At 64.0% G+C, this 21,719-nt stretch carries 24 protein-coding genes; 17 read left to right on the top strand and 7 right to left on the bottom strand.

Features of this window, described 5'->3' with window-relative positions; genetic code table 11:
* Positions 1-64: 64 nt before the first annotated feature.
* Entirely contained in the window at positions 65-241 is a 177-nt protein-coding gene (locus C7I55_RS28425; protein WP_199192682.1) for a hypothetical protein, read from the bottom strand.
* Positions 242-276: 35 nt separating this feature from the next.
* Positions 277-624: a hypothetical protein gene (locus tag C7I55_RS02490; protein ID WP_106511282.1), complete on the bottom strand. Its 348-nt coding sequence runs from the start codon at positions 622-624 to the stop codon at positions 277-279.
* A 306-nt stretch (positions 625-930) separates the two neighbouring features.
* Between C7I55_RS02490 and fucP the strand changes: the two genes are divergently transcribed.
* The 10 genes from fucP to rfbB all read left to right on the top strand — a co-directional run bounded on the left by fucP (position 931) and on the right by rfbB (position 9,884).
* The gene (fucP, locus tag C7I55_RS02485) at positions 931-2,199 is read left to right on the top strand and encodes an L-fucose:H+ symporter permease (RefSeq protein ID WP_106511281.1); all 1,269 of its coding nucleotides are present in this window, start codon (positions 931-933) and stop codon (positions 2,197-2,199) included.
* Positions 2,196-3,020 (top strand): amidohydrolase family protein, encoded by an 825-nt coding sequence (locus tag C7I55_RS02480; protein ID WP_106511280.1) that lies wholly within the window; start codon positions 2,196-2,198, stop codon positions 3,018-3,020. Before fucP ends, C7I55_RS02480 begins: the two co-directional genes overlap by 4 nt.
* Positions 3,017-4,021 carry an aldo/keto reductase gene (locus tag C7I55_RS02475; protein WP_332888399.1) on the top strand — a complete coding sequence of 335 codons (1,005 nt, stop codon included), beginning with the start codon at positions 3,017-3,019 and terminating at the stop codon, positions 4,019-4,021. Before C7I55_RS02480 ends, C7I55_RS02475 begins: the two co-directional genes overlap by 4 nt.
* Positions 4,022-4,106: 85 nt before the next feature.
* The gene (locus tag C7I55_RS02470) at positions 4,107-5,315 is read left to right on the top strand and encodes a UxaA family hydrolase (protein ID WP_106511279.1); all 1,209 of its coding nucleotides are present in this window, start codon (positions 4,107-4,109) and stop codon (positions 5,313-5,315) included.
* Positions 5,312-6,043, top strand: coding sequence for an SDR family oxidoreductase (locus C7I55_RS02465; protein WP_106511278.1), 732 nt, complete (start codon positions 5,312-5,314; stop codon positions 6,041-6,043). Before C7I55_RS02470 ends, C7I55_RS02465 begins: the two co-directional genes overlap by 4 nt.
* Positions 6,044-6,067: 24 nt before the next feature.
* Complete coding sequence (locus C7I55_RS02460) at positions 6,068-6,424, top strand: L-rhamnose mutarotase (RefSeq protein ID WP_106511277.1); 357 nt, start codon at positions 6,068-6,070, stop codon at positions 6,422-6,424.
* Between the two features lie 85 nt (positions 6,425-6,509).
* Complete coding sequence (rfbA, locus tag C7I55_RS02455) at positions 6,510-7,391, top strand: glucose-1-phosphate thymidylyltransferase RfbA (RefSeq protein WP_106511276.1); 882 nt, start codon at positions 6,510-6,512, stop codon at positions 7,389-7,391.
* Entirely contained in the window at positions 7,388-7,939 is a 552-nt protein-coding gene (rfbC, locus tag C7I55_RS02450) for a dTDP-4-dehydrorhamnose 3,5-epimerase (protein ID WP_106511275.1), read from the top strand. Before rfbA ends, rfbC begins: the two co-directional genes overlap by 4 nt.
* On the top strand, positions 7,936-8,793 hold the full coding sequence (gene rfbD, locus C7I55_RS02445; protein WP_106511274.1) for a dTDP-4-dehydrorhamnose reductase: 858 nt from the start codon (positions 7,936-7,938) through the stop codon (positions 8,791-8,793). The genes rfbC and rfbD overlap by 4 nt, the downstream gene beginning before the upstream one ends.
* Positions 8,793-9,884 carry a dTDP-glucose 4,6-dehydratase gene (gene rfbB, locus C7I55_RS02440; protein WP_106511273.1) on the top strand — a complete coding sequence of 364 codons (1,092 nt, stop codon included), beginning with the start codon at positions 8,793-8,795 and terminating at the stop codon, positions 9,882-9,884. The genes rfbD and rfbB overlap by 1 nt, the downstream gene beginning before the upstream one ends.
* 190 nt (positions 9,885-10,074) lie before the next feature.
* On the opposite strand, the gene C7I55_RS29390 is transcribed toward rfbB, so the two are convergent.
* The 4 genes from C7I55_RS29390 to C7I55_RS02425 form a co-directional block, all read right to left on the bottom strand.
* Entirely contained in the window at positions 10,075-10,170 is a 96-nt protein-coding gene (locus tag C7I55_RS29390; protein WP_408640574.1) for a hypothetical protein, read from the bottom strand.
* 151 nt (positions 10,171-10,321) lie between these two features.
* Positions 10,322-12,082: an ABC transporter ATP-binding protein gene (locus C7I55_RS02435; protein ID WP_106511272.1), complete on the bottom strand. Its 1,761-nt coding sequence runs from the start codon at positions 12,080-12,082 to the stop codon at positions 10,322-10,324.
* A gap of 131 nt (positions 12,083-12,213) precedes the next feature.
* Positions 12,214-12,513 (bottom strand): hypothetical protein, encoded by a 300-nt coding sequence (locus C7I55_RS02430; protein ID WP_146150905.1) that lies wholly within the window; start codon positions 12,511-12,513, stop codon positions 12,214-12,216.
* 74 nt (positions 12,514-12,587) lie between these two features.
* Positions 12,588-13,241, bottom strand: coding sequence for a helix-turn-helix transcriptional regulator (locus C7I55_RS02425; RefSeq protein ID WP_146150904.1), 654 nt, complete (start codon positions 13,239-13,241; stop codon positions 12,588-12,590).
* A gap of 414 nt (positions 13,242-13,655) precedes the next feature.
* Between C7I55_RS02425 and C7I55_RS02420 the strand changes: the two genes are divergently transcribed.
* From C7I55_RS02420 to C7I55_RS02395, 6 genes are all read left to right on the top strand, one after another.
* On the top strand, positions 13,656-14,180 hold the full coding sequence (locus C7I55_RS02420; protein WP_106511269.1) for a Csu type fimbrial protein: 525 nt from the start codon (positions 13,656-13,658) through the stop codon (positions 14,178-14,180).
* Positions 14,181-14,382: 202 nt separating this feature from the next.
* The gene (locus C7I55_RS02415; RefSeq protein ID WP_106511268.1) at positions 14,383-15,135 is read left to right on the top strand and encodes a hypothetical protein; all 753 of its coding nucleotides are present in this window, start codon (positions 14,383-14,385) and stop codon (positions 15,133-15,135) included.
* A gap of 104 nt (positions 15,136-15,239) precedes the next feature.
* On the top strand, positions 15,240-16,046 hold the full coding sequence (locus C7I55_RS02410; protein ID WP_106511267.1) for a fimbrial biogenesis chaperone: 807 nt from the start codon (positions 15,240-15,242) through the stop codon (positions 16,044-16,046).
* Positions 16,043-18,640: a fimbria/pilus outer membrane usher protein gene (locus tag C7I55_RS02405; protein WP_233222007.1), complete on the top strand. Its 2,598-nt coding sequence runs from the start codon at positions 16,043-16,045 to the stop codon at positions 18,638-18,640. Before C7I55_RS02410 ends, C7I55_RS02405 begins: the two co-directional genes overlap by 4 nt.
* A gap of 9 nt (positions 18,641-18,649) precedes the next feature.
* Positions 18,650-19,585, top strand: a complete 936-nt coding sequence (locus C7I55_RS28675) for a Csu type fimbrial protein (protein WP_233222006.1) — start codon at positions 18,650-18,652, stop codon at positions 19,583-19,585.
* 133 nt (positions 19,586-19,718) lie between these two features.
* On the top strand, positions 19,719-20,129 hold the full coding sequence (locus C7I55_RS02395) for a hypothetical protein (RefSeq protein WP_233222005.1): 411 nt from the start codon (positions 19,719-19,721) through the stop codon (positions 20,127-20,129).
* A 94-nt stretch (positions 20,130-20,223) separates the two neighbouring features.
* Here the strand turns inward: C7I55_RS02395 and C7I55_RS02390 are convergent, their stop codons facing one another.
* On the bottom strand, positions 20,224-20,391 hold the full coding sequence (locus C7I55_RS02390; protein WP_106511266.1) for a CsbD family protein: 168 nt from the start codon (positions 20,389-20,391) through the stop codon (positions 20,224-20,226).
* A 241-nt stretch (positions 20,392-20,632) separates the two neighbouring features.
* Here C7I55_RS02390 and C7I55_RS02385 point away from each other — a divergent pair, with 241 nt between their 5' ends.
* Entirely contained in the window at positions 20,633-21,673 is a 1,041-nt protein-coding gene (locus C7I55_RS02385; protein ID WP_106511648.1) for a rod shape-determining protein, read from the top strand.
* The last annotated feature ends 46 nt before the right edge of the window (positions 21,674-21,719 follow it).

The following is a 21,719-nucleotide window of genomic DNA, read 5'->3' as shown; positions in this document are numbered from 1 at the left end:
AAAAACAGGGCCGCCGCATCACCTGGGTGATGCGGCGGCCGGTACGCTGACAGGGTCCGCCGGATCAACGGCTCGAGACGAGCAGCTCTCCTGGCTCCGGACCGGGACCAAATACGCGGTCGAGATAATAACCGGCGAGCCGGTAATGGGCGCTCACGGCAGCCTCGTGGTGCGAGGCCTGCGCGCGGCTGATCTCCTCCTCGGCCCGGCGAGAGAAATAGGCCTGATCGTCTTCCGACATCGATCCCTTTCCGAGTTCGAGGAGCTGGACAATTCTCAAGGTTGAGAGGCACTTTCCGCTGCCAACGCGACCTGCTCACCGAGCGACGCTGCGGACGCGCTGCCGTGTCCGAAAGCCGCCTCGCGAACCGAGCGCGGCACCCTGAAGCGAACGTCGCGGCCGGCAACTTCACCCTTGGCGCGGCCATCGGTGGAAACAATGAAATGGAAAGGCTCGCTGGTCTCGATGAACCGCCCCTCGAGGTGCAGCGCGCCCTCGCCGTCGATCGATCTCGTATATTCGGCAGTCACCCCATCGAAGGAGATGCGGTTCGCCGCCGGCTGGGCAGCGGCGGCAGTGGCAAGCGAGAGTCCGGCAAAGCCGAGTACGAGATGTTCGAGCATTTCAAAGCCTCCGGTCACAGGGAGCTTCCAGGGTTCATCCTCTCGCCCGATTGATCGCCGATGCCCAAGGGCAGCGCAAATGCATATTGCGCTGCAGCAAGTGCATCTTGTGCATCGCAGCAAAAGGTGTGGGATTCCAAGAGAAGACGCATGATCGGCGATGGGAGGGCGGGCTTGCTTCAGAGCGATGGACGGGCGATCCTCGCTCCACGCACTGCGCATCGAGAAAGTGACTTCTATATATGAAAGTGATGCGCTAAGCTTGTCCCGCACGGTCCGCCAGAGACCGGCACGAAGGAGAAGGGCATGGCCGGAAGCGGCAGTGACGGGGCGAGGACCAGACTTGCCGTCGGGTTGATCGTCAGCCTGTTCTTCCTCTGGGGGATTGCGAACAACCTTAATGACGTCCTGATTCCGCACTTCCGAAAGGCGTTCACCCTCTCCGATCTGGCGTCGGGCCTCGTCCAATCGGCTTTCTATCTCGGCTATTTCCTCATCGCCGTGCCCGCAGCCCTGTTCATGCAGAAATACGGCTACAAGCGCGCGGTCATCTTCGGACTCTGCCTTTATGGCGGCGGCGCACTCCTGTTCCTGCCGGCATCCCAGGCGCAGAGCTACGTCTTCTTCCTCGCCGCTCTGTTCGTCATCGCCGGCGGCCTCGCCTTCCTCGAGACGGCCGCGAACCCGATGGTCGCCGCACTTGGCCCTGCAGAGGATGCGGAGCGCCGCCTGAACTTCGCCCAGGCGTTCAATCCGCTGGGATCCATCGCCGGGATCCTGATCGGGCGGACCTTCATCCTCTCCGGGATCGAGCGGCAGCCCGAGGAGATCGCTGCGATGAGCTCCAGCGCGGTCGCGGCCTGGCGCGCGGAGGAGGCCGCAGCGGTTCAGATGCCCTATCTGGTGATCGGTCTCGGCGTCCTGTTCTGGGCTCTGCTGATCGCCCTCACCCGCTTTCCCGCGATTGCCGGACGGCAAGTGGCGGGAGAGAACTCGAGCCAAGTGGGCGGTTTCCGAGCGCTCTTCCAGCGCCCTCTTTATCTTGCCGGCGTGCTTGCCCAATTCTGTTACGTCGGCGCGCAGGTCGGCCTGTGGAGCTACACGATCCGTTATGTGCAGGAAGAGGTCCCCGGCACCGGTGAAAAGCGTGCCGCCGATCTTCTGATCCTGGCCCTCATTCTGTTCATGGTCGGTCGCTTCGCGGGAACCGCACTGATGAAAAGGATCGAGCCGCTGCGCTTGCTCGGCCTGTTCGCGTCGATCAATGCCGCACTCGCGCTCGTCGCCGCGCTCGCCGGCGGCATCCTGGGGGTCGTCGCGCTGACCCTCGCCAGCTTCTTCATGTCGATCATGTTCCCGACGATCTTCGCGGCCTCGCTGCGGGGCCTCGGGCCGCTGACCAAGCTCGGATCCTCGCTGATCGTGATGGCGATCATCGGCGGAGCGGTGATCACCGCAGCAATGGGGCTCCTCTCCGATCTTTCCGGAACGATCCGTCTGGCGATGCTGCTGCCGGCCGGCGCCTTCCTCGTCGTGCTGCTGTTTGCCCGGCAGTCGGCTCGCGTCCCGGCATGATCGATACGCATGTCCACGTCTGGCAATTGGGTCGGAACGGCTGCCGCTGGCCGACTGCCGCCGAGCTCCGCCTCTACCGAGACTTCGACCTGGACGAATTCTGGGAGACGGCGCTGCCGCTCGGCATGACCGCCGCCATTCTCGTCCAGAGCCAGGAGAGCGCTGCCGACACGGAGTGGCTGCTCGGGCTGGCGGAACAGGAGGATCGAGTCGCAGCGGTGATCGGCTGGAGCGATCTTGCCGCACCCGGTGCTTCCCGCCGTATTCAAGCGCTCGCACTCCACCGGAAACTCGCCGGAATGCGGCCCATGGTCCAGGATCGGCCCGCCGACTGGTATGACGATCCGGATCTTGCACCAGGCCTCGCCGCACTCGCCGATGCGGATCTCTGCCTGGAGGCTCTGGTCCGCGAACGTCATCTTCCGGCGCTTGCCCGGCTCGCCGCGCGGCTTCCGATCCGGATCGTGGTGGATCATGCCGCAAAGCCGCGCATCGACGAAGCGGACGGGTTTGCGGCCTGGCGGGCAGCCATCGCCCCACTTGCCGATCAACGCCATGTCGCCGTGAAGCTTTCCGGTCTGCTCAGCGAGTGCGGGTCGGCGGGCGCCGATGCGATCCCGCCTTATGTGGAGGCGCTGATTGCCCTATTCGGAACGGATCGGATCATCTGGGGGAGCGACTGGCCGGTGCTGAACGCCGTTTCGACGTACGCGGGCTGGCAGGCCCTTGCACGCCAGCTCGTCCCTGCATGCGCGCAGGCCGCGGTGTTCGGCGGAAATGCAGGCCGCATCTATCGGCTCACGGCGGAGATGCTCGCGTGACCGCCTTGGGGCTTCCCGCCTACGGCATGGGCTGCGCCGGCATCGGCAACCTGTACGCGCCCGTCAGCGATTGCGAAGCGCACGACACCGTCGCCGCGGCGTGGCAAGCCGGGATCCGCTATTTCGACACCGCGCCGCATTACGGCTTCGGCCTTTCGGAATGCCGTCTGGGAGCAGCCCTCGCGGCCATCGACAGCAAAAGAGAGGCAATCGTCTCGACCAAGGTCGGACGCTTGCTCGATCCGATCGAAGGCTGCGGGGGCGAGCGTCACGGGTTCGTCGATGCAGCCGCGTTCGAGCCCCGCTTCGATTATCGTGGAGACGCGATCCTGCGCAGCGTGGAGGAAAGCTGCGCCCGTCTTCGCCGCGACCGGATCGACATCCTGCTCGCCCATGATCTCGGCGCGCTCACCCACGGCGCAGCCGGCGACCGGCACCTGCGCGACTTTCTGGACAGCGGCTATCCGGCGATGCGCGCCCTCCGCGATCAGGGCGCGGTTCGAGCGCTCGGCCTCGGGGTCAACGAGACCGCAATCTGCCTGGATCTGCTCGCCCGAGTCGAGCTTGACGTTATTCTCCTTGCCGGCCGGTTCACCCTTCTCGACCAGAGCGCACTCGATCGCTTGCTGCCGCGCTGTCTCGAGAAAGGGACAAGGCTGATCGTCGGCGGTCCATATAATAGCGGCATCCTTGCCCAGTCGACGCGAACGGTCCGTGATCTGCGTTACGATTATCGCGCACCGCCCGAGACCATCCTGCTGCGCGCCGCGGCGATCGAGCAGATCTGCGATGATCATCATGTCCCGCTCCCCGCCGCGGCCTTGCGGTTCCCGCTCCGCCATCCCGCGGTCGCGAGCGTCATCCCCGGGCTGGTCGGAGAGAAACAGGTCGAGGAGATGATGGAGCGGCTCGCCTTGTTGATCCCCGACGCACTCTGGACCGCCTTGCACGAGGCCGACCTGGTCCGGATCACCGAGCCGGAGGCGGTCGCGCTGCCATGAACCCCGTCCGATCCCGGGCATCACCCCTCATCGCCCTCAAACTCGCAAGCAGTGCCCCGTGCCGCTTCACCGTGGAAGCTTCCTGATGTTCAATGCGTTTCTCCGCTCCGATGGCCGCAAGGGTGTCCGCAACGTCGTCGCCGTCGCCTATCTCGTCGAATGCGCGCACCACGTCGCCCGGCGCGTCGTCGACAAGGCCGATCATCCCGACGTGCAGTTGATCGGCTTCCCCGGATGCTACCCGAATGCCTATGCGGCCAAGATCATGCGCGCCATCGCAACCCATCCGAATGTCGGCGGCATGGTGATCGTCTCGCTCGGCTGCGAAAGCTTCGATCGCGAGGGGCTGCGGGATGCCGTGGCGGCCACCGGCCGTCCCGTCGAACTGCTGGTAATCCAGCAGACCGGCGGCACCGCAGCCACCATCCAGGAGGGGCTTGCGGCGGTCGAACGGGTTCGCACCGCGGCCGCATCGGCACCACGTGGGCCGATGCGGATCGACGAGCTCATCGTCGGCACGATCTGCGGCGGGTCGGACGGCACCAGCGGCATCACCGCCAACCCCGCGGTCGGCCGCGCCTTCGATCGGCTGGTTGCCGACGGCGCCACCTGCATCTTCGAAGAGACCGGGGAGCTTGTCGGCTGCGAAGCGATCATGGCCGAACGGGCGGTCACCGCAGAGCTCGGCTCCGCGATCGAGGCCTGCGTCCAAAAGGCCGAGACATATTATGCGGCGATGGGCTTCGGCAGCTTCGCCCCAGGTAATGCGGAGGGCGGCCTCACCACGATCGAGGAAAAGTCGATGGGCGCCTATTCGAAATCCGGATCGTCACCGATCAGCGGCATCATCAAGCCGGGCGACCTGCCCCCGACCGGCGGGCTGTTCCTGCTCGACGTCGTGCCCGACGGCGATCCGCGCTGGGGCTTTCCCAACATCTCGGACAATGCCGAAATCGTCGAGCTGATCGCCTGCGGCGCGCATATGACCTTGTTCACCACCGGCCGCGGTTCCGTCGTCGGATCGGCGATCGCGCCGGTGATCAAGATTTGCGCCAATCCTGAGACCGCGCGCCGGCTTGCCGCCGACATGGACGTCAATGCCGGCCGCATCCTGGAAGGCGAGGCGACGCTGGCCGATGTCGGCGACGAAATATATGCCCAGGTCCTTGCGGTCGCTGGCGGCGCGCGCACCGTCTCGGAAGCTCTTGGCCACCAGGAGTTCATCCTGACCTACAAGGCGTTCGATCCGATCGGCCCCTCCTGCCTGCCGACGGCGGCAAGGAACGCGGCATGAGCGGGCGTCTGGCAGGCAAGATCGCGTTGATCACCGCGGCGGCCCAGGGGATCGGCCGCGCCTCCGCCGAATTGTTCGCTTCAGAGGGTGCGATCGTTCATGCCGTCGACATCAACGAACCGGGGCTCGCCGCCCTCGATTGCTGCACCGCGCATGTCGCCGATCTCACCGATGCAGCCGCGATCCAGCGCTTGCGGGAGTCGGTCGGGCCTGTCGACATCCTGTTCAATTGCGCCGGGTTCGTTCATTCGGGCACCATTCTCGATTGCGACGAGGACGCCTGGGCGTTCTCGAACGCCATCAACGTCACCGCCATGTACCGGACGGTCCGGGCCTTTCTGCCGGCGATGGTGGAGCGGGGTTGCGGATCGATCGTCAACATGTCGTCGATCGCGAGCTCGGTGAAGGGAATTCCCAACCGCTTCGCCTACGGCACGACCAAGGCCGCGGTGATCGGTCTCACCAAAGCCGTGGCCGCCGACTTTGTTCAGCACGGCGTGCGCTGCAACGCGATTTGCCCGGGGACGGTCGATACGCCCTCGCTCCAGCAGCGGCTCCGCGACACCGGCGATTACGAAGCGGCCCGGGCGGCCTTCGTCGGCCGCCAGCCGATGGGCCGCCTTGGCCGGCCTCAAGAGCTCGCGGCGCTGGCGCTCTATCTTGCCGGCGACGAATCCGCGTTCACCACCGGCACCGTGCACGTCATCGATGGCGGCTGGGTCAACTGAGCCAATCGACGGAGGGAACACAGCATGGGCCGCCATGTCCTTTTTCTCGATTTGCAGGAGGACGCGGATCTGATCGCCGCGTACGAGGCGCATCACGCGCCGGGATCGGTGCCCGAAGACATCCTCGCCAGCATCCGCGCGTCGGGGATCGAGGAGATGGAGATCCACCGTTCGGGCAACCGGCTGGTGATGATCATCGAATGCAGCGCGTCCTTCGATGCCGCGGCGAAAGCCGATGCCGATCGCTGCAACCCCGCGGTCCTCGCTTGGGAAGCCGCTATGGACAGATACCAGAAACCCCTGCCGTGGGCTGAGCCGGGTGAAAAGTGGATTGCCGGCAATCCGATCTTCACGCTGCCTGGGCGTTTCGCCACGCTCTGATATCTCCAATCTCGCGACGCTTGCGTTTTGCGGCCCGCCGCTGTCATGGGTGCGTCCGCTCCGGTGAGAGCCGCAAGGAGGTTGGGTGCGAAAAGGGCTGATACTTGCCGGTGGCGCGGGAACGCGACTGCATCCGATTACCTCCGTAACGAGCAAACAGCTCATGCCGGTCTACGACAAGCCGATGATCTACTACCCGCTTTCCGTGCTGATGCTGGCCGGGATCCGGGAAATCCTGATCATCACCAGACCGCACGATCAGGACGCCTTCCGATCCCTGCTGGGCGACGGGGGGCAATGGGGCCTCGATCTCCATTATGCGGTGCAGCCGGAGCCTCGCGGGCTCGCCGACGCGTTCCGAATAGGCGCGGAATTCATCGGCCACGGCCCGAGCGCGCTGATCCTTGGTGACAACATCTTCTATGGCCATGATCTTGCCGGGCTGCTGCGACGGGCGGATCGCCGTCCGGCGGGTGCGACAGTCTTCGGCTATCACGTCGCCGAACCGGAGCGCTACGGGGTGGTCTCGTTCGATGCCGCCGGGAAGGTCATCTCGCTCGAAGAGAAGCCGCTCCGCCCAACGTCCAACTACGCGGTCAGCGGCCTCTATTTCTACGACGAGCGCGTGGTCGACTATGCCAAGGCCATTCAGCCTTCCCGCCGCGGCGAGCTCGAGATCACGGACGTCAATCGGCTTTACCTGGACGCCGGCGATCTGAACGTCGAGATCATGGGTGCTGGCTATGCATGGCTGGACACCGGCACCCATGCCTCGCTGCTCGATGCTGCCTTGTTCACCAAGATCATCGAGGATCGACAGGGCCTCAAGATCTGCTGCCCCGAAGAGGTCGCGTGGCGAATGGGGTATATCGACACCGAACAGCTCGTCTGTCTCGCGGAGCCCCTCCAGAAAAGCGGCTATGGCGATTATCTGCTCGGGCTGCTTCAAGGCGGCCGCAGCCGGTGAGGGTGGTCGTCGACACGCCTTTACCCGGCCTGAAGCTGATCGAGCCGCGCCGCTTCGAGGATGCCCGCGGGTTCTTCTTCGAAGCCTGGAATGCCCGCAGCTTCGCCGAGCACGACATCCGTGGGCCGTTCGTCCAGGACAATCATAGCGGATCGGCAAAGGGGGTGCTGAGGGGTCTCCATTACCAGATCGCTCAGCCACAGGGTAAACTGGTGCGGGTCGTGCGCGGTGCGGCCTTCGACGTTGCGGTCGACATCCGCAAGAACGCGCCAAGCTTCGGCCGATGGGCCGGGATCGAGCTCAGCGCGCAGAATGGACGGATGCTGTGGATCCCGCCGGGCTTCGCCCATGGCTTCCTCAGCCTCGAGGACGATACCGAACTGCTCTACAAATGCACCGACTTCTACGCTCCCGAGCATGAGCGATGCATCCTCTGGTCCGATCCCGAGATCGGCATCGCCTGGCCATTGGACGCGGGCGCACGTCCGCTGATGGCAGCGAAGGATCGCGACGCGCCGTTGCTCAGGGATGCCGAGGTGTTCGTGTGACCGTGCTGATCCTGGGCGCAGCTGGCCAGGTCGGCCGCGCGCTGATCGCAACCGCCCCCGCAGGGGCCGAGACGGTCGCGCTCGGCCGCGACGAATGCGACGTCTCGGACGAGACCGCGGTCGCGGCAGCCGTCGCCCGCTATCGCCCTGCGCTCATCGTCAATGCGGCCGCCTACACAGCGGTGGACCGTGCCGAAGCGGACGCCGAATGGGCGCACTTGCTCAACGGAATGGCGCCCGGCTGGATCGCGGACATCGCACGCAAGGCCGGCAGCCGGATGATCCACATTTCGACCGACTTCGTTTTCGACGGAGAGGCGTCTCGCCCCCTGCCGGTTTCTGCCCCGACATCGCCGATCAGCGTTTACGGCCGCACGAAATTGGCCGGAGAAGAGGCCGTCACCGCAGCAGATCCCGATGCGCTGATCGTGCGCACTGCCTGGGTGTATGGACGTCATGGGTCGAATTTCCTCAATACCATGCTCCGCCGGATGAACGAGGGCGGAGACGTTCCCGTCGTCGCGGACCAGACCGGCACCCCCACCTGGGCCAACTCGCTGGCCGCGGCGCTCTGGGCCCTCGGCCGAACAGAGGCCCGGGGCATCCACCACTTCACTGATGCGGGTAGCGCGACCTGGTACGATTTCGCGGTGGCAATCGCCGAAGAGGCAGCGGCGGTGAGCCTGCTGCGCGACATCCCGCGAATAGTCCCGATCTCGACGGCCGAGTATCCGACGGCGGCACGGCGGCCGGCATTTTCCGTGCTCGACACGAGCGTAACCTGGGGCCTGATCGGCGGCCCTCCACCGCATTGGCGCGCCAATCTGCGCGCCTGTCTGCGGGACGATCGCTGATGCCGCACCTGCTGATCACCGGTGGTGCCGGCTTCATCGGCGCGAACTTCGTCCGCTATTGGCGTGATCGTCATCCGGAAGACGCAATCACGATTGTCGACGCGCTGACCTATGCCGGCAATCCGGCCAATATCGAGGGAGTGCCCGGCGTTCATCTCGTCGTGGAGGATATCCGCAACACGCACGCGATGCGGGCCCTGCTTGCTGAACGCAGCATCGATACGATCGTCCATTTTGCCGCCGAGAGCCACGTCGATCGCTCGATCGATGGCCCCGACGCCTTCATCGAAACCAACGTGGTCGGTACGCACAGCCTCCTCAAGGCCGCCAAATCCGTCTGGCTGGACCGGGGCAGCGGTGTTCCCCATCGCTTTCATCACATCTCGACAGACGAGGTCTATGGCAGCCTCGGACCGGACGACCCCGCCTTCACCGAAACCACTGCATTTGCGCCGAACTCGCCTTATTCGGCGTCGAAGGCCGCCAGCGACCACCTCGTCCGCGCCTATCACCACACTTATGGTCTGCAGACGAGCACGAGCAATTGCTCGAACAATTACGGCGCCTATCAGTTTCCGGAAAAGCTCATCCCGCTATTCCTCATCAACTGCCTCCATGGCACCGACCTTCCGATTTACGGAGACGGGATGAACGTGCGCGATTGGCTGCACGTCGAGGATCATTGCCAAGGCATCGAGCGGGTGCTGGTCCGCGGCCGGCCTGGCGAAACCTACAATATCGGCGGCGGCGACGCGCTCCCGAATGTCGCCGTGATCGATGCGATCTGCGCCGGGATCGATACTGCATTCGAAGCCGATCCCTCGTTGGCGAGGCGCTTTCCGGATGCTCCGGCGGCTCGTGGGCTCCCCTCGGCGTCGCTCAAGTCTCACGTTGCCGATCGCGCCGGACATGATCGGCGTTACGCCGTCGACGACAGCAAGGCTCGCAGCGAGCTCGGCTATGTGCCTGGCCGTGCCTTCCGTGCGGGCTTGCAGGAGACCCTCGCCTGGTACCTTGCCAACGAAAGCTGGTGGCGCTCGGTGGCCGACGGAAGCTACCGCTTCAGTCCTCCGGATCAAGCTGAGCGATAGAAGCTCAGTGTTTGATACCGTTATGGGAAAGCGGACTGCGTCGACGAAGCCGTTCGCTTCGAGTGCGGCTGAGGCCGCCTTAGTCTTCCGCTCGATCATGGCGGGTTGTCAAAGGTCGTCGAAGCTTATGCGCGCGAGACAGTCTGCCGTTGAACGTCCGATGGCATGATTGCGCGCACGCGACTGGCCATCATTGTCGGATCAGCCGCAGGCGCGCATCCGACTCCGCGGTGCCGAAGGCGCTCGCTGCCGTATCGTCCGTGGAGCCGTCGTCACCGACGATCACCTCCAATCGACCGAAGGTTTAGCCGAGGACAGAAGCAAGCGTCGAAGCGATGATGCGGATTGCCCGAACGCCGGCACGATAATCGAAACGAGCGCCGCGGAGGCATTTTCAGCCGCCGCCCTGCGCAGACGCGAGCCCCTGCCCTGATCGGTCAACCGCTATCCCTGCCGGCGAACGCCGAACTCTCGGCACGGAGGTGTCCCTCTTCGAAGAAGAGTATGCGTTCGGCCGGTGCAAGCGAGCTCGCCCGATGCGCCACGATGATCAGGGTGACACCCGGCAGTTCACCCGCGAGCCGGTTCATGATCGCGGCTTCCGTCTTCTCGTCGAGTGCGCTCGTCGCCTCGTCGAGGATGAGGATGCCGGCGTTCCTATACAGCGCGCGCGCAAGGCCGATCCTCTGCCGCTGCCCACCCGAAAGGCGAACGCCGCGCTCGCCGACCAGCGTGTCGTACCCGGCGTCGAAACGACGGACAAAGCCGTCCACTTCGGCGATCGACGCGGCCCAGCGAACCCGATCCATGTCGATCGCGTCGGGCGCCGCGCCGAACGCGATGTTGGCGGTAATAGTGTCGTCCGAGAGAAAGATCGTCTGCGGAACGTGGGCGAGGTTCGCTTGCCACCCGGCCCGCCGGGTGGCGTCCAGGAGGCGCCCATCGATGCGGATTTCGCCTTCGCCCGGAGCGAGCAGCCCCATCAGCAGATCAAGAAAGCTGCTCTTGCCGCTGCCGGTCGGCCCCGTGATCCCGATGCGCGCGCCGGCCTCGATCGTCACGCAGATATTCTGAAGTGCCTGTCGGCCGTCCGCATAATTGAACGACACCCGATCGAAAACGATGTCGCTGAGCAAGGGCTCGGGCGCCGCGTGCAACGGACCTTCGAGGATCGGAAGCTGAGAGAGGCGGAGCGCGTCGAGCAGAGAGTGGAGGTTGCCGCGAGATTGGCCCCATCCGAAATAGGCCTGCTGGGCGAGCGGAAGCAGCCTCTGTGCGCCGAGCGCCATTGCGCCCAATGCCGGGATCGCCGTGCTCAGCCCGCCGGGGCGGGCGCTCAGAACACTTGCGACGATCACGAGAATGATGATCCCGGCGGTCTCCACGACATAACGCGGCGCGTTGACCATGAACCCATGAAGTGCATTCCCCCGGCGATACAGGGCATCCAGCTTGGCGAACCGCGATTCGAAGACCGGCTGCGATCCTTCGAGCAATATGTCTCGAATCCCCCCAAGACCTTGCTGGATCGCCGCCGTCCGTTCCGTCATCAGCCGTGCGACCATCGCGGAATTGCGACGAAGCCTTCCGGCGGTCGCCCAGGCGATCGCTGCGTAGGTGGCGATGATCGCGAACGACGCGACGAAGATCGTAACGGGATCAATGACGACGAAGAATAATATGATCCCCGTGGCGAGCATCGCCGCGACCACGCCCTGCATCGTCGGCAGCAGGACGTTGAACGCCGCGCGATGCACCTTCTCCATTCCGCTGAGGCGTTCGCTGCTGCTGCGGATCAGATATTGGCTGTAGGGCTGTCGAAGCATGCGGCTGAACACCGCCGTTCCAAGATCGTGACCGACTGCCATCGCCGTCCATTGAGTGAGCCAGGTCAGCAACAGCCTCATGCATCCCGCGCCGATTGCAACGATCGCCAGCAGGCCCGCTGCCAGCGGCAGCAAAGGCAATCCGGTTGCTCGAAGCAGCGGCGCAAGCGCACGCTGGAGCCAAAGCACGCCGTCCGGGTTGGCAGCGGCTTCCAGGAAGGCCAGCACCGCGCCGAGGGTCAGCATCTCGGCCGCCGCTCCGGCGAACATCGCGATCAGCAACAGCCATAAGCTACGCCGCCGCGAGCGGCTCAATTGCCGGTACAGCGTGCGCAGCGCGGCTGCCGCCGATGGATCTTGCGAAGAAAGCATGGGCTGCTTGTGTCACAAAGGCGGCAAAGTTCCAGATCTTTCTCGCCGACGCCTGCCAGCCTTCACCGGCGGCTGCAGAGCGGCTGGTGGTGGAAACGGAGGCCAAGCCGCCCTCGGCATTGCGGTTTCGTTCAGCCTTGATCCGGCAGATCCGGCAGCGGCAACCAGTGGGTGGGCCAAGCATAGAGCGCGTCGGTATAAGGATCCATGAAGACCTGCCATGCGCCTTCGGGTCCGGTGCCACCGACCAGCACGGCGATGCAGCATCGCCCCTCGGACACGATCAGAAGCGGCCCCTCGGGCAAAGGATGATCGTCAATCGGACGCCACGATTGTTCCATCCAACCTCCCGACGCAGAATAGCACGCACGTCGGCCTTCTTCACCCGCGCTGAGTTCTTGCTCTTGCTCTGACAACCCGGCGATGTCCACCGTAGCGCCCTATCCCGTACCGGCCGCGCAACCAAGTGCCGCGACGAAGCGGCGAAGATTTGTCCACGCGCAGCTCAGATCCGAAAAGCTCTGAGACGTGCGAACAGCCCTTCCCGGCTCGTCACTCCGACCTTCACGTAGATATTGCGGATATGGCTGCGAATCGTTTCGATGGACAGCCGAATGTCGGAGGCGATCTCGTCAGCGGTCATCCCGTCCAACATCTTTTGCAGCACCCGCTCCTCGCTGCGGGTAAGCTGGAAAGCCGTCTCGATATCGGCGAAGTGGGCGACGTGATCGACACTGCGATGAAAGGAGATGCCAACACAGCCGCCTTGTGGGTCCGGACCGAGCCGGCGTCCACGCAGCAGCAAATGGCCACTTCCATTCTCGCAGGGAAGACAAAGGGTCGACACCGATCCGCCGCAATGTTCGACGAATCGTGCCAGGGCCGCCTGCGCGGTACGCTGAGCCGTCACCAGCACACCGTCCCTCAGCGCGAGATCCGTCGCTGCATCGAACGCGCATCTCGCCGCGCCGTTCGCCCAGAGCAGTTCCAGCGTATTCGTCACCAGAAGACGCGCAGTCTCTTCGAGCGCCAGCCAGCGCAAGGCGAGCGATTCGGCTTTCGGCCGTTCCGCGACCGGAACCGGTTCCGCATCAGGCATGTTCCCCCCCGTTTTCATTATCTTATCGGAAACGCTGCCCCCACAGCGCGCCCCCGGCACATTGCTAAATCATTCCCGGTGTACGTCCAACTCCAAAGCGTTCGCACCGTCCCGATGCGATGCGAAATGGGCTTGTCCACGGCCAAATCTGCGCCGTTTAGCACCCCAGGTTCGCAACCTCTCGCCCACAACCTGTCTCTTATCGGAACGCGGCACAAAGACATGAGCTAAGCTTGCTATCATTACGTATCACTAACAAATTGGACTGACAGGAGAAATTTCCGGACGTTTCCGCCAGAAACCGCAAACCTCACCAATGTTGGGGATGCCACCCTGAGGGCAAAACCCCTAACAACTCGTTCACCTCACCAGGGCACGGCGAATCGACTTCGCTCCGCCGCACGCTGGGGAGGCGGCCGCACACCCGGGGGATGATGGGATTGGCGGCGACTAGGGGGAATGGGGAAACACTCGATGCGACACGCAGTTGCGGCATTTGCCGCATTGCTCTTTGCCGCGCCTGCCGCCGGGGCAGAGATCGACAACGTGAAATCGTTGGATCTCGAAGTTCGGGGCAGAATTGCCGAGCATTGCGCAATGGGAAGCATCGGCGACATGGACTTCGGTGACATCATGCGCCCGGGCCTCGCCGCGACGGCCCAGCTTCAGCTCGATTGCAACATACCCTTCACGATGTCGATCAAGGCTCGGAATGGCGGCTTTGCGCATGCGCAGATGCCGATGGGCCAAGGACCTTATGCTGGAACGCTGCCTTATAGCATCGGCGTCCGAATGCCGATCCGCCGCCCGCAGCCGGCGACGCTCAGCAAGGAATTCGAAAGCCGTCAACTGCTCAGCGGCGCAGCCTTCTCGACGAATGAGGGCATTGCCACCGAGGGAATGACACTCGCGATCAATCTAGGCGCCGCCTCCGGCGAAGCGGGATTGCTTGCAGGCAATTACAGCGAAACAATTATTATCACCGTAACTCCGAATTAGTTTTTGTATTTGGTTGGCGTTACGCACGTCTAGTGACTTGCGGGTCTGAGTTAAACGCCAACTGAGCGTACCAAGCCCGAACACACGTCGTTCAAGACTCGCTCGGGCTTGAAACACCCGCAGCTTCATAATGTCGCTGCATGACAACAGACGAACTGGCATTCCGCCGGGGAGCTGTTTCGATAAAATGGGGAAGTAAGCTATGAAGAAGATCATCACCGCCGCTCTCGCAGCGACCGCAATGCTCGCCGCCACCTCCGCCCAGGCTCAGACCAGCCAGCGTCACTATGCCGGCAACATCGTCGGCATCCCGTTCACCTCGACGAACCCGAGCGGCCTTGGCCTTCTTGCGGCCGAATTCGGTTTCGCCGGCGGCATCGGCACCCGCTACACCGCAAATGCAGGCGCACTCGGCAATACTCAGACCGCGACCCCGACCGTCGCCACCGCATTCGCGCTGACCGGCAGCGTCAGCAAGGATTGCTCGTTCTACGCCGGCAACAACGCTTCGGCGACCGCGATCGATTTTGGCACCATCGGCGTCCGCACCGGCAACAATGAGAACGTCAGCGATGCGTTCGAAATGGTCGGCCCAGCGGTGGCCGCGATCAACAGCGCGACTGCCGGCTGCAATTTCAACAACAGCGTCACCCTGACCAAGTTGAACGGCAATCAAGGCCTCAAGAACTCGGCGCCCGGCAGCTATGACTCGGCGCAGTTCCAGGCGAACATCCCCTACACCGTGCAGGCCAACTGGACCGGCACGCCGCAGGGCACCACCGCCAACGGCATTTCGCAGAGCCTGACCGTGGCCGACACGTCGGGTACCAACTCGGTGAACCAGGGCGCGTGGCGCTCGGCCTTCGCGATGGCGATCACGGCGGCCCCGGTGAACAAGGGCCTCGTCGCCGGCAGCTATTCCGACACTCTGACGCTGACCCTCGCGGCTCAGTAATCATCTGATCGGACGCTAATCTGGAAGGGGAAAGAGCAATCTTTCCCCTTCCTTAGCACTTCGAAGACAAAAAGAGACGGATGTAAATTCCGTTCGGGTGGGGCATGAAAGCGTTCAACTATTTTCCGGGCGCGCTCTGGCGCGCCGTTACCATCGTCGCGCTTGGCGTGATTGCTTCGACTGCGGCGCTCGCCATGCGCGTGTCCCCGATGGTTCTCGAAATGGAGACGCGCGGCTCCGGAGCCGTCGGACGGCTGGAAATCCAGAACCTCAATCCCGGCAAGCTTGCGTTCGAGACGCGCGTGACCCGAATGGAATTCGACGAGAACGGCACCATCAAGGAATCGCCGGCCGACGAGGACTTCCTGGTCTTCCCGCCACAGGGCGTGCTGCCCAACAACGGCCGCCAGGTCGTGCGGCTGCAATGGGTCGGTCCGCCAGAATTGCCGGCGTCCCGAGCTTATTATGTTTCGGTCAATCAGCTTCCGGTCGCCCTCGACGCCGCGCAGCCCAACACCAACGGCGCGCAGGTCCAAATCGTTTACCACATGAAGGCCTTGGTGGTCGTCGCTCCGCCGGGCGCCTCGCCCAACATCGAGGCCGTGGCAGCGCGACCCATCGAATATCAGGCCCCGGCCCCGCCGGGGGGCGGCGCTGCGCCGCCCCCCGGGCCGGGCGTAGAGATCACCCTGAAGAATAGCGGCCGCCGCCACGCGATGATGGCCGGCATGGGCTGGCGCCTCGACGGCACGGATGCCCAAGGCAAGGAGATGCGGATCGACGTCAAACCCGAAGAGCTCAACCGCGTCCTCGGCACCGGCTACGTTCCCGCACTGGGCGAGCGCACCTTCAAGCTTCCCCTGGTGGAAGCGTTCGCTGCGAAGCCGATCAAGGTGAGCTTCATCAAGTGAGAGGGTCGGCGCTCCTCTGCACGGTCGCGTGGACAGCGCTCGGCGCCAGTCAAGCGATCGGGCAGGCGACGGTACCGCTTCCCGGCCAGCCCGCGCGGGGCGCGCCGGTCACCACCCCGGCCGCTCCGGTGGAGACGTCTTCCCAGCCGCCTGCGACGGTGCCGCTTCCAACCGTCGGCGTGCCGCAAGTTCCGCTTGGCCGTCACGGTCGTCCGGACATCAACCCCTACGAGCGCGACGTCGACATGACGGTGCCGCTGACCTACCGGAACCGCGGGCTCGGCGACATTCCGGTCAAGCTGACCTTCGACGACCGGTTGGTGGTCGAAACCGAAACCTTCATCAAGCTGATCACGCCGCTCTTGAACGATCAGGCATTGGCGGCGCTTAAGACAAAGCTTACCGGCAAGACGTTCACGGCCGAAGATCTGGCCGCCACCGGGGTCGCTCTCGAATACGATCCCTCGACATTGTCGGTCGTGGTGCTGCAGATCGATCCGTCCCAACGGTCCGTAGAGCAATTGTTTGCGCCGCCGCGTGCGGACCGCGACGACATCAATCTTCAACCCGCAGGTTTCTCGGCCTATCTCAACCTCAACCTGATCCAGAGTTATTATTGGGAAGGGGATGGCACCGACCCACCCACCGTCGCCCTCAACGGCGCGATCCGGTACAAGGGGATCGTCTTCGAAGGTGACGGGCAGTTCTCGCAGGAGCTTGGACTGAACGACAGCAGCTACCGCTTCGACCGCAACTTCGCCCGTTTCGTGTATGACGAACCCGACGATTTCCGCCGCTGGTATCTGGGCGATCTCACGCCCGAGACCCGTGGCCAACAGAGCTTCGTGCAGATCGGCGGTATCGGGGTCACGCGGCAGCGCCGCCGGTTCAACAGCTTCCGCTCGGCGGTTCTTCAGGGGAACCGCCAATTGGTCCTGCAACGGCAATCGACCGTCCGCGTGATGCGCAACGGCGTGCTCTATCGCGAGCTGCGGCTCGACGCAGGATCCTACGACTTCAGTTCGCTGCCGCTCGTCACCGGCAGCAACGATGTCCAGATCGAGGTCCGTGACAATGGCGGACTGGTCCAGAACCTGTCCTACCAGACTTATCTCGATCCGATCGATCTCGATCCAGGCGATCACGAATTTGCCGCCTATCTGGGTCCGACGGATCGGAGCTTCGGCCGGTCACCCACGTATGGAGGGCCGGTCGCTTTCTCCGGCTTCTGGCGGAAAGCATTTCTGGATCGTCCGGCGATCGGAGTGGGGCTGCAGGCAAGTCGGAAAATCCAGACGCTGACCGGGCAAACGCAGTTCGTGCTTAGTCGCGGCGGTCGCCTTCTGCTCGACGGCGGCGTCAGCAACGCGGACAATGTCGGCCAGGGATTCTCGGCCGGCTTATCGTTCGACCAGTTGATGGACCGCGGCGGCCGTATCGACGGGTTCACGATCCGCGCGGATTATCTCTCCAAGAAGTTCGCGACCCTCGGCAATCCGGAGGGGATCAATTCCACAGCCTGGTCGCTGAGCAGCCAATATTCCCGCACCTTCAGCGACAAGCTGCTCGGCATCATCACCGCCTCCTACCTGTCGACCCGCGGCAATCAGGGCAACAGCTACCGCATCGGGACATCGGCTTACTACCGGTTTTCCCCGAAATGGACCGTCCGTGCCGGCGTCGATTACACCCGCTTTCCAAACAGCTTTGCTCGCGGCGACGGCCTCGGCTTCACGCTCTCCATCGCCTTCCAGCCCGATTATCGCCGCCGCGCGGAGCTCCGGCACGAGAGCAGCACCGAAACCACCCAGCTTTCCTACACCCAGTCCAATCTCAACGAGATCAACAGCGTCGGTTTCGGGGGGCTCGTCACCCGTCAGGATGAGGAGGTCAGCGCCCAGGGCTTCGCCGACTATGTCGGAAATCGTTTCGATGCTTCGGTCAGCCACGCCGCTTACGGTCAGGGCCTGTCGTCGTTCGGCAATGTCAACGTCAGCACGGTGCGTGTCGGCACCACGCTCGCGTTCGCGGACGGGCATTTCGGCGTTGGTCGACGGATCAACGACAGCTTCATGCTGCTCTATCCGCACGACAATCTCGGAAAGCGGAGCGTCGTCGCCGGACAGTCGCTCGCCAAGAACGACTATATCAGCAAGAGCGGCACGCTCGGTGCGGCAGTGAACAATTTCCTCAGTTCCTACGTCGCGCAGTCGGTAAGCTACGACGTCGACGATGCTCCCACAGGCTATGATACGGGGCCAGGCGTGGTCAGGGTAAAGCCCCCGTACCGCAGCGGCTATGCGATGCGGATCGGCACCGATGCGTTCGTAAGCGCCGTCGGCACCCTGGTTCTTGCCGATACCAAGCCGGTCTCGCTGGTTGGCGGCCGAGTCTTCGCGCTAGGCGAGCAAGCAGCGGAGCCGGTGCCGTTCTTCACCAATTCGGTGGGAAGGTTCGCGATCGCAAACCTCTTGCCGGGACGCCGCTACCGTGTCGAAGTCTACGGCATGCCGCAGGGGTTCGAATTCGAGGTCCCCGACGCATCCGATGGCCTCGTTCAGCTGAACACCATCACCCTGCCGAAGCCCAATTGAGGTGCTGACATGACACGCTTCCCTCTCCTGCTGGCATTCACCATCGCCGCTGCGATCGGCGCGGCACCCGTCGCGGCACAGGAACAGGGCAAGCCGGGCGGTGGCGTGGACAACAGCGCTTGCCGCCTTCGCATCGACACGAGCGCCGGTAGCTGGATCGTGCGCGGCTTCGATCCCTTCGGGAGCAGCGAAGGCTCGGGCACATTCGAGCTTACGTTCACCAACGAAGGGGAAGGCGAGTGTGCCTTCTTCCCGATCTTCATGGCGGATCAGGAGCCGTTCGGCCTGCAGACTCTGAACGGCAAGCGGGTGCCCTATGCGCTATTCGATCTGTTCGGATCCTACGAGGCCACGCCGCGCACCGGGCGGACCGTTCAGACGCCAACGCGCAGGCCCGTGGTAGTGGCACCGCATAGCCAGCAGGTCGTGCAATATCGCTTCATCGTCGCAGAGGACGCGCTCCAGGGCGACGGGCTGTTCGACCAACGCGTGCAGGTGGAGGCGGAGGACGGCAACGGTCGGCTGCTCGCGAGCCGCCAGATCATTCTCGGCATCGAGGTGCTGCCGTCGGCAACGCTGGGACTTTCAGGTGCCTATGCGATCAACAACGGTCAGGCGCTGGTCGATCTTGGGCAGCTCGAAGAGGGACTTGCGCAAGTCCCGCTCCAGCTACGCGTGCAAAGCACCCGCCGCTATTCGCTCAACGTCCAATCGCGGAACAATGGCAGGCTGCGCCTGGGCAGCACCGAGTGGTACGTGCCCTATCAGCTCAGTCTCGGCGGCCAGTCTGCGTCGCTCACCACAGGCCAGGCGGATGTTTCCAGCCCCCCCACCAACGGCCTGACCCGCAGCTCCTTGCCCGTGCAGTTTCGCATCAGCGACCCTTCCGGGCATCGGGCGGGCGTTTACAGTGACATCATCACCATCTCGGTAGCGCCGCAATAACAAGGACTTGGAATTGAATTGCCGGTGACCGCACCGCGGGGGCCGTTCGTCGCATCACTTTAACCGTTGAGTTAGGTTCAGCGTTTACACCCTCCGAAATCGCCCTGTGCCGGCGCTGGAAGGTGGAACGAAGATGCGTAAATTCGCTGCGGTCATGGCCGTGACAATTCTCGCCAGCGCGACGCCGAGTGCGCATGCAGAGACATACGGCTATAATCTTAGCCTGACCGTCGCCACCCATTGCACGGTCTCTCATTCCCCGATTGGAGCCAGCGCGGGCAATTCGGGTGAGATCGTGCTCGGCCAGATCCAGGAATATTGCAACGCACCGAACGGCTACGACGTGATCGTGAGCTACACACCGGGTACGCTCCGCGGTGCGGTGCTCTCTGCCGGCGAGGACCGCGTAGTGCTAAACGGATCCGGGGAGGCCGTGCTCAGCCGCTCGATCGGCCCTCGCAAGCGGGAGCGGATGCTCATGGCGGTTCCGGGAGACGCCGGCTTTGACACCAACATGCTGCAATTGCGGCTGCAAACCGCCTGAGCCAGATCGAGGCGCTCCGGCGGGAGCAGGATGAACCAAGACGGGGTGCCGATCCGCCCAGGATCGGCACCCCGCATTCGAGAAGGTTTGTCGATCAGAGGCTGTTGATGACGCCTTTGACTCGCCCCTTCAGCTCCTGCCCCTTGCCTTTGACCTCCTGGGCGGCACCCTCCTCGCGCACGCGCTCATTGGCGCTGCCTTGCTTGAGGTTGCCTGCGGCCTGGTTGGCCGCCCCTTTGACTCGATCCGTGAACTCACCCATGTCGGCTACTCCTTGTTCATGGGTTCAACGAAGGAGCCCATGAGGTCGTTCCGCAAGCGAACCATAAGCGACGACTGCGGCGATTGCCAATTCCGATCATTGCGTAGATAGGCATGGGTGGGACGAAGGCGCCTGGGAACGATCGGGCCGTGTGCGACACGCCGCCGATCCGCAACTCTTCGATCCTCTCGGAAGCGCAGCTGCGTTTCCAGCATCTTTCCTCTGGCTGGACCGCATCATCATGCAGCTACCCAAATTCCTACGGCTGGCGTCGCAGGACATGGCCATCGATCTCGGTACGGTGAACACCGTCGTGTGCCTGCGCGACAGCGGCATCGTTCTCAACGAGCCCTCCGTGGTTGCGATCGAGACCATCGACGGCGTTCGGCGGGTCAAGGCCGTGGGGCGTGACGCGAAGCTGATGATGGGCAAGACGCCCGCGAGCATCCAGGCGATCCGACCGCTACGCGACGGCGTGATCGCCGACATCGACGTCGCCGAACAGATGATCAAGCACTTCATCGACAAGGCGCATGGGGGACGCTCGCGCCTGCCCCGCCGCCCCGAAATCGTGGTCTGCGTGCCCTCGGGCTCGACTTCGGTGGAGCGGCGCGCGATTCGCGACGCCGCCAGCAACGCGGGTGCCTCCAAGGTCTGGCTGATCGAGGAACCGATGGCAGCCGCGATCGGCGCAGGCCTGCCGGTCCTGGATCCGGTTGGAGCCATGATCGTCGACATCGGGGGCGGCACGACCGAGGTCGCGATCCTGTCGATGCGCGGCCTGGCCTACAGCACGTCGGTACGGGTCGGCGGCGACAAGATGGACGAAGCGATCATCAATGCAGTTCGCCGCAAGCACAATCTGATCATCGGCGAGGCGACGGCGGAGCGGATCAAGATGGCGCTCGGCGCCGCACTTCCCCCGACCGGAGACGCGCCGACCCTGACGGTCCGCGGTCGCCACCTGGCGGCAGGCATGCCAAAGGAGATCACGATCAGCCAGATCGAGGTCGCCCAGTCCCTGTTCGATGCCGTCGCCCAGATCATCGGCGCGGTCCGCACGGCGCTGGAGAATAGCGCGCCCGAACTCGCCGCCGACATCGTCGACAGCGGTATCGTGATGACCGGCGGCGGCGCTCTGCTGCAGCGGCTGGATCAAGCCTTGTCGAAGGCCACGGGCCTGCCCGTCATCGTCGCGCCCGATCCCCTCACCTGCGTCGCGCTCGGCGCCTGGCGCGCCCTCGAGGACCCGGAGTATCGCGCCGTGCTGATCGAAGGCTGATCCGATACGATTTGCGACAGAATTGCCGATTGCCCGGCACATCCGC

This window comes from Allosphingosinicella deserti (genome assembly GCF_003012735.1).
Classification (GTDB): Bacteria; Pseudomonadota; Alphaproteobacteria; order Sphingomonadales; family Sphingomonadaceae; genus Allosphingosinicella; species Allosphingosinicella deserti.
This window is presented reverse-complemented; position numbering and strand designations above follow the sequence as displayed.

Excerpts from the sequence above, each read along its gene's own strand:
- C7I55_RS28425 (WP_199192682.1), bottom strand. The coding sequence starts at position 241 with ATGTCGGAAGACGATCAGGCCTATTTCTCTCGCCGGGCCGAGGAGGAG.
- C7I55_RS02490 (WP_106511282.1), bottom strand. The coding sequence starts at position 624 with ATGCTCGAACATCTCGTACTCGGCTTTGCCGGACTCTCGCTTGCCACT.
- fucP (WP_106511281.1), top strand. The coding sequence starts at position 931 with ATGGCCGGAAGCGGCAGTGACGGGGCGAGGACCAGACTTGCCGTCGGG.
- C7I55_RS02480 (WP_106511280.1), top strand. The coding sequence starts at position 2,196 with ATGATCGATACGCATGTCCACGTCTGGCAATTGGGTCGGAACGGCTGC.
- C7I55_RS02470 (WP_106511279.1), top strand. The coding sequence starts at position 4,107 with ATGTTCAATGCGTTTCTCCGCTCCGATGGCCGCAAGGGTGTCCGCAAC.
- C7I55_RS02465 (WP_106511278.1), top strand. The coding sequence starts at position 5,312 with ATGAGCGGGCGTCTGGCAGGCAAGATCGCGTTGATCACCGCGGCGGCC.
- C7I55_RS02460 (WP_106511277.1), top strand. The coding sequence starts at position 6,068 with ATGGGCCGCCATGTCCTTTTTCTCGATTTGCAGGAGGACGCGGATCTG.
- rfbB (WP_106511273.1), top strand. The coding sequence starts at position 8,793 with ATGCCGCACCTGCTGATCACCGGTGGTGCCGGCTTCATCGGCGCGAAC.
- C7I55_RS02435 (WP_106511272.1), bottom strand. The coding sequence starts at position 12,082 with ATGCTTTCTTCGCAAGATCCATCGGCGGCAGCCGCGCTGCGCACGCTG.
- C7I55_RS02420 (WP_106511269.1), top strand. The coding sequence starts at position 13,656 with ATGCGACACGCAGTTGCGGCATTTGCCGCATTGCTCTTTGCCGCGCCT.
- C7I55_RS02415 (WP_106511268.1), top strand. The coding sequence starts at position 14,383 with ATGAAGAAGATCATCACCGCCGCTCTCGCAGCGACCGCAATGCTCGCC.
- C7I55_RS02410 (WP_106511267.1), top strand. The coding sequence starts at position 15,240 with ATGAAAGCGTTCAACTATTTTCCGGGCGCGCTCTGGCGCGCCGTTACC.
- C7I55_RS28675 (WP_233222006.1), top strand. The coding sequence starts at position 18,650 with ATGACACGCTTCCCTCTCCTGCTGGCATTCACCATCGCCGCTGCGATC.
- C7I55_RS02395 (WP_233222005.1), top strand. The coding sequence starts at position 19,719 with ATGCGTAAATTCGCTGCGGTCATGGCCGTGACAATTCTCGCCAGCGCG.
- C7I55_RS02390 (WP_106511266.1), bottom strand. The coding sequence starts at position 20,391 with ATGGGTGAGTTCACGGATCGAGTCAAAGGGGCGGCCAACCAGGCCGCA.
- C7I55_RS02385 (WP_106511648.1), top strand. The coding sequence starts at position 20,633 with ATGCAGCTACCCAAATTCCTACGGCTGGCGTCGCAGGACATGGCCATC.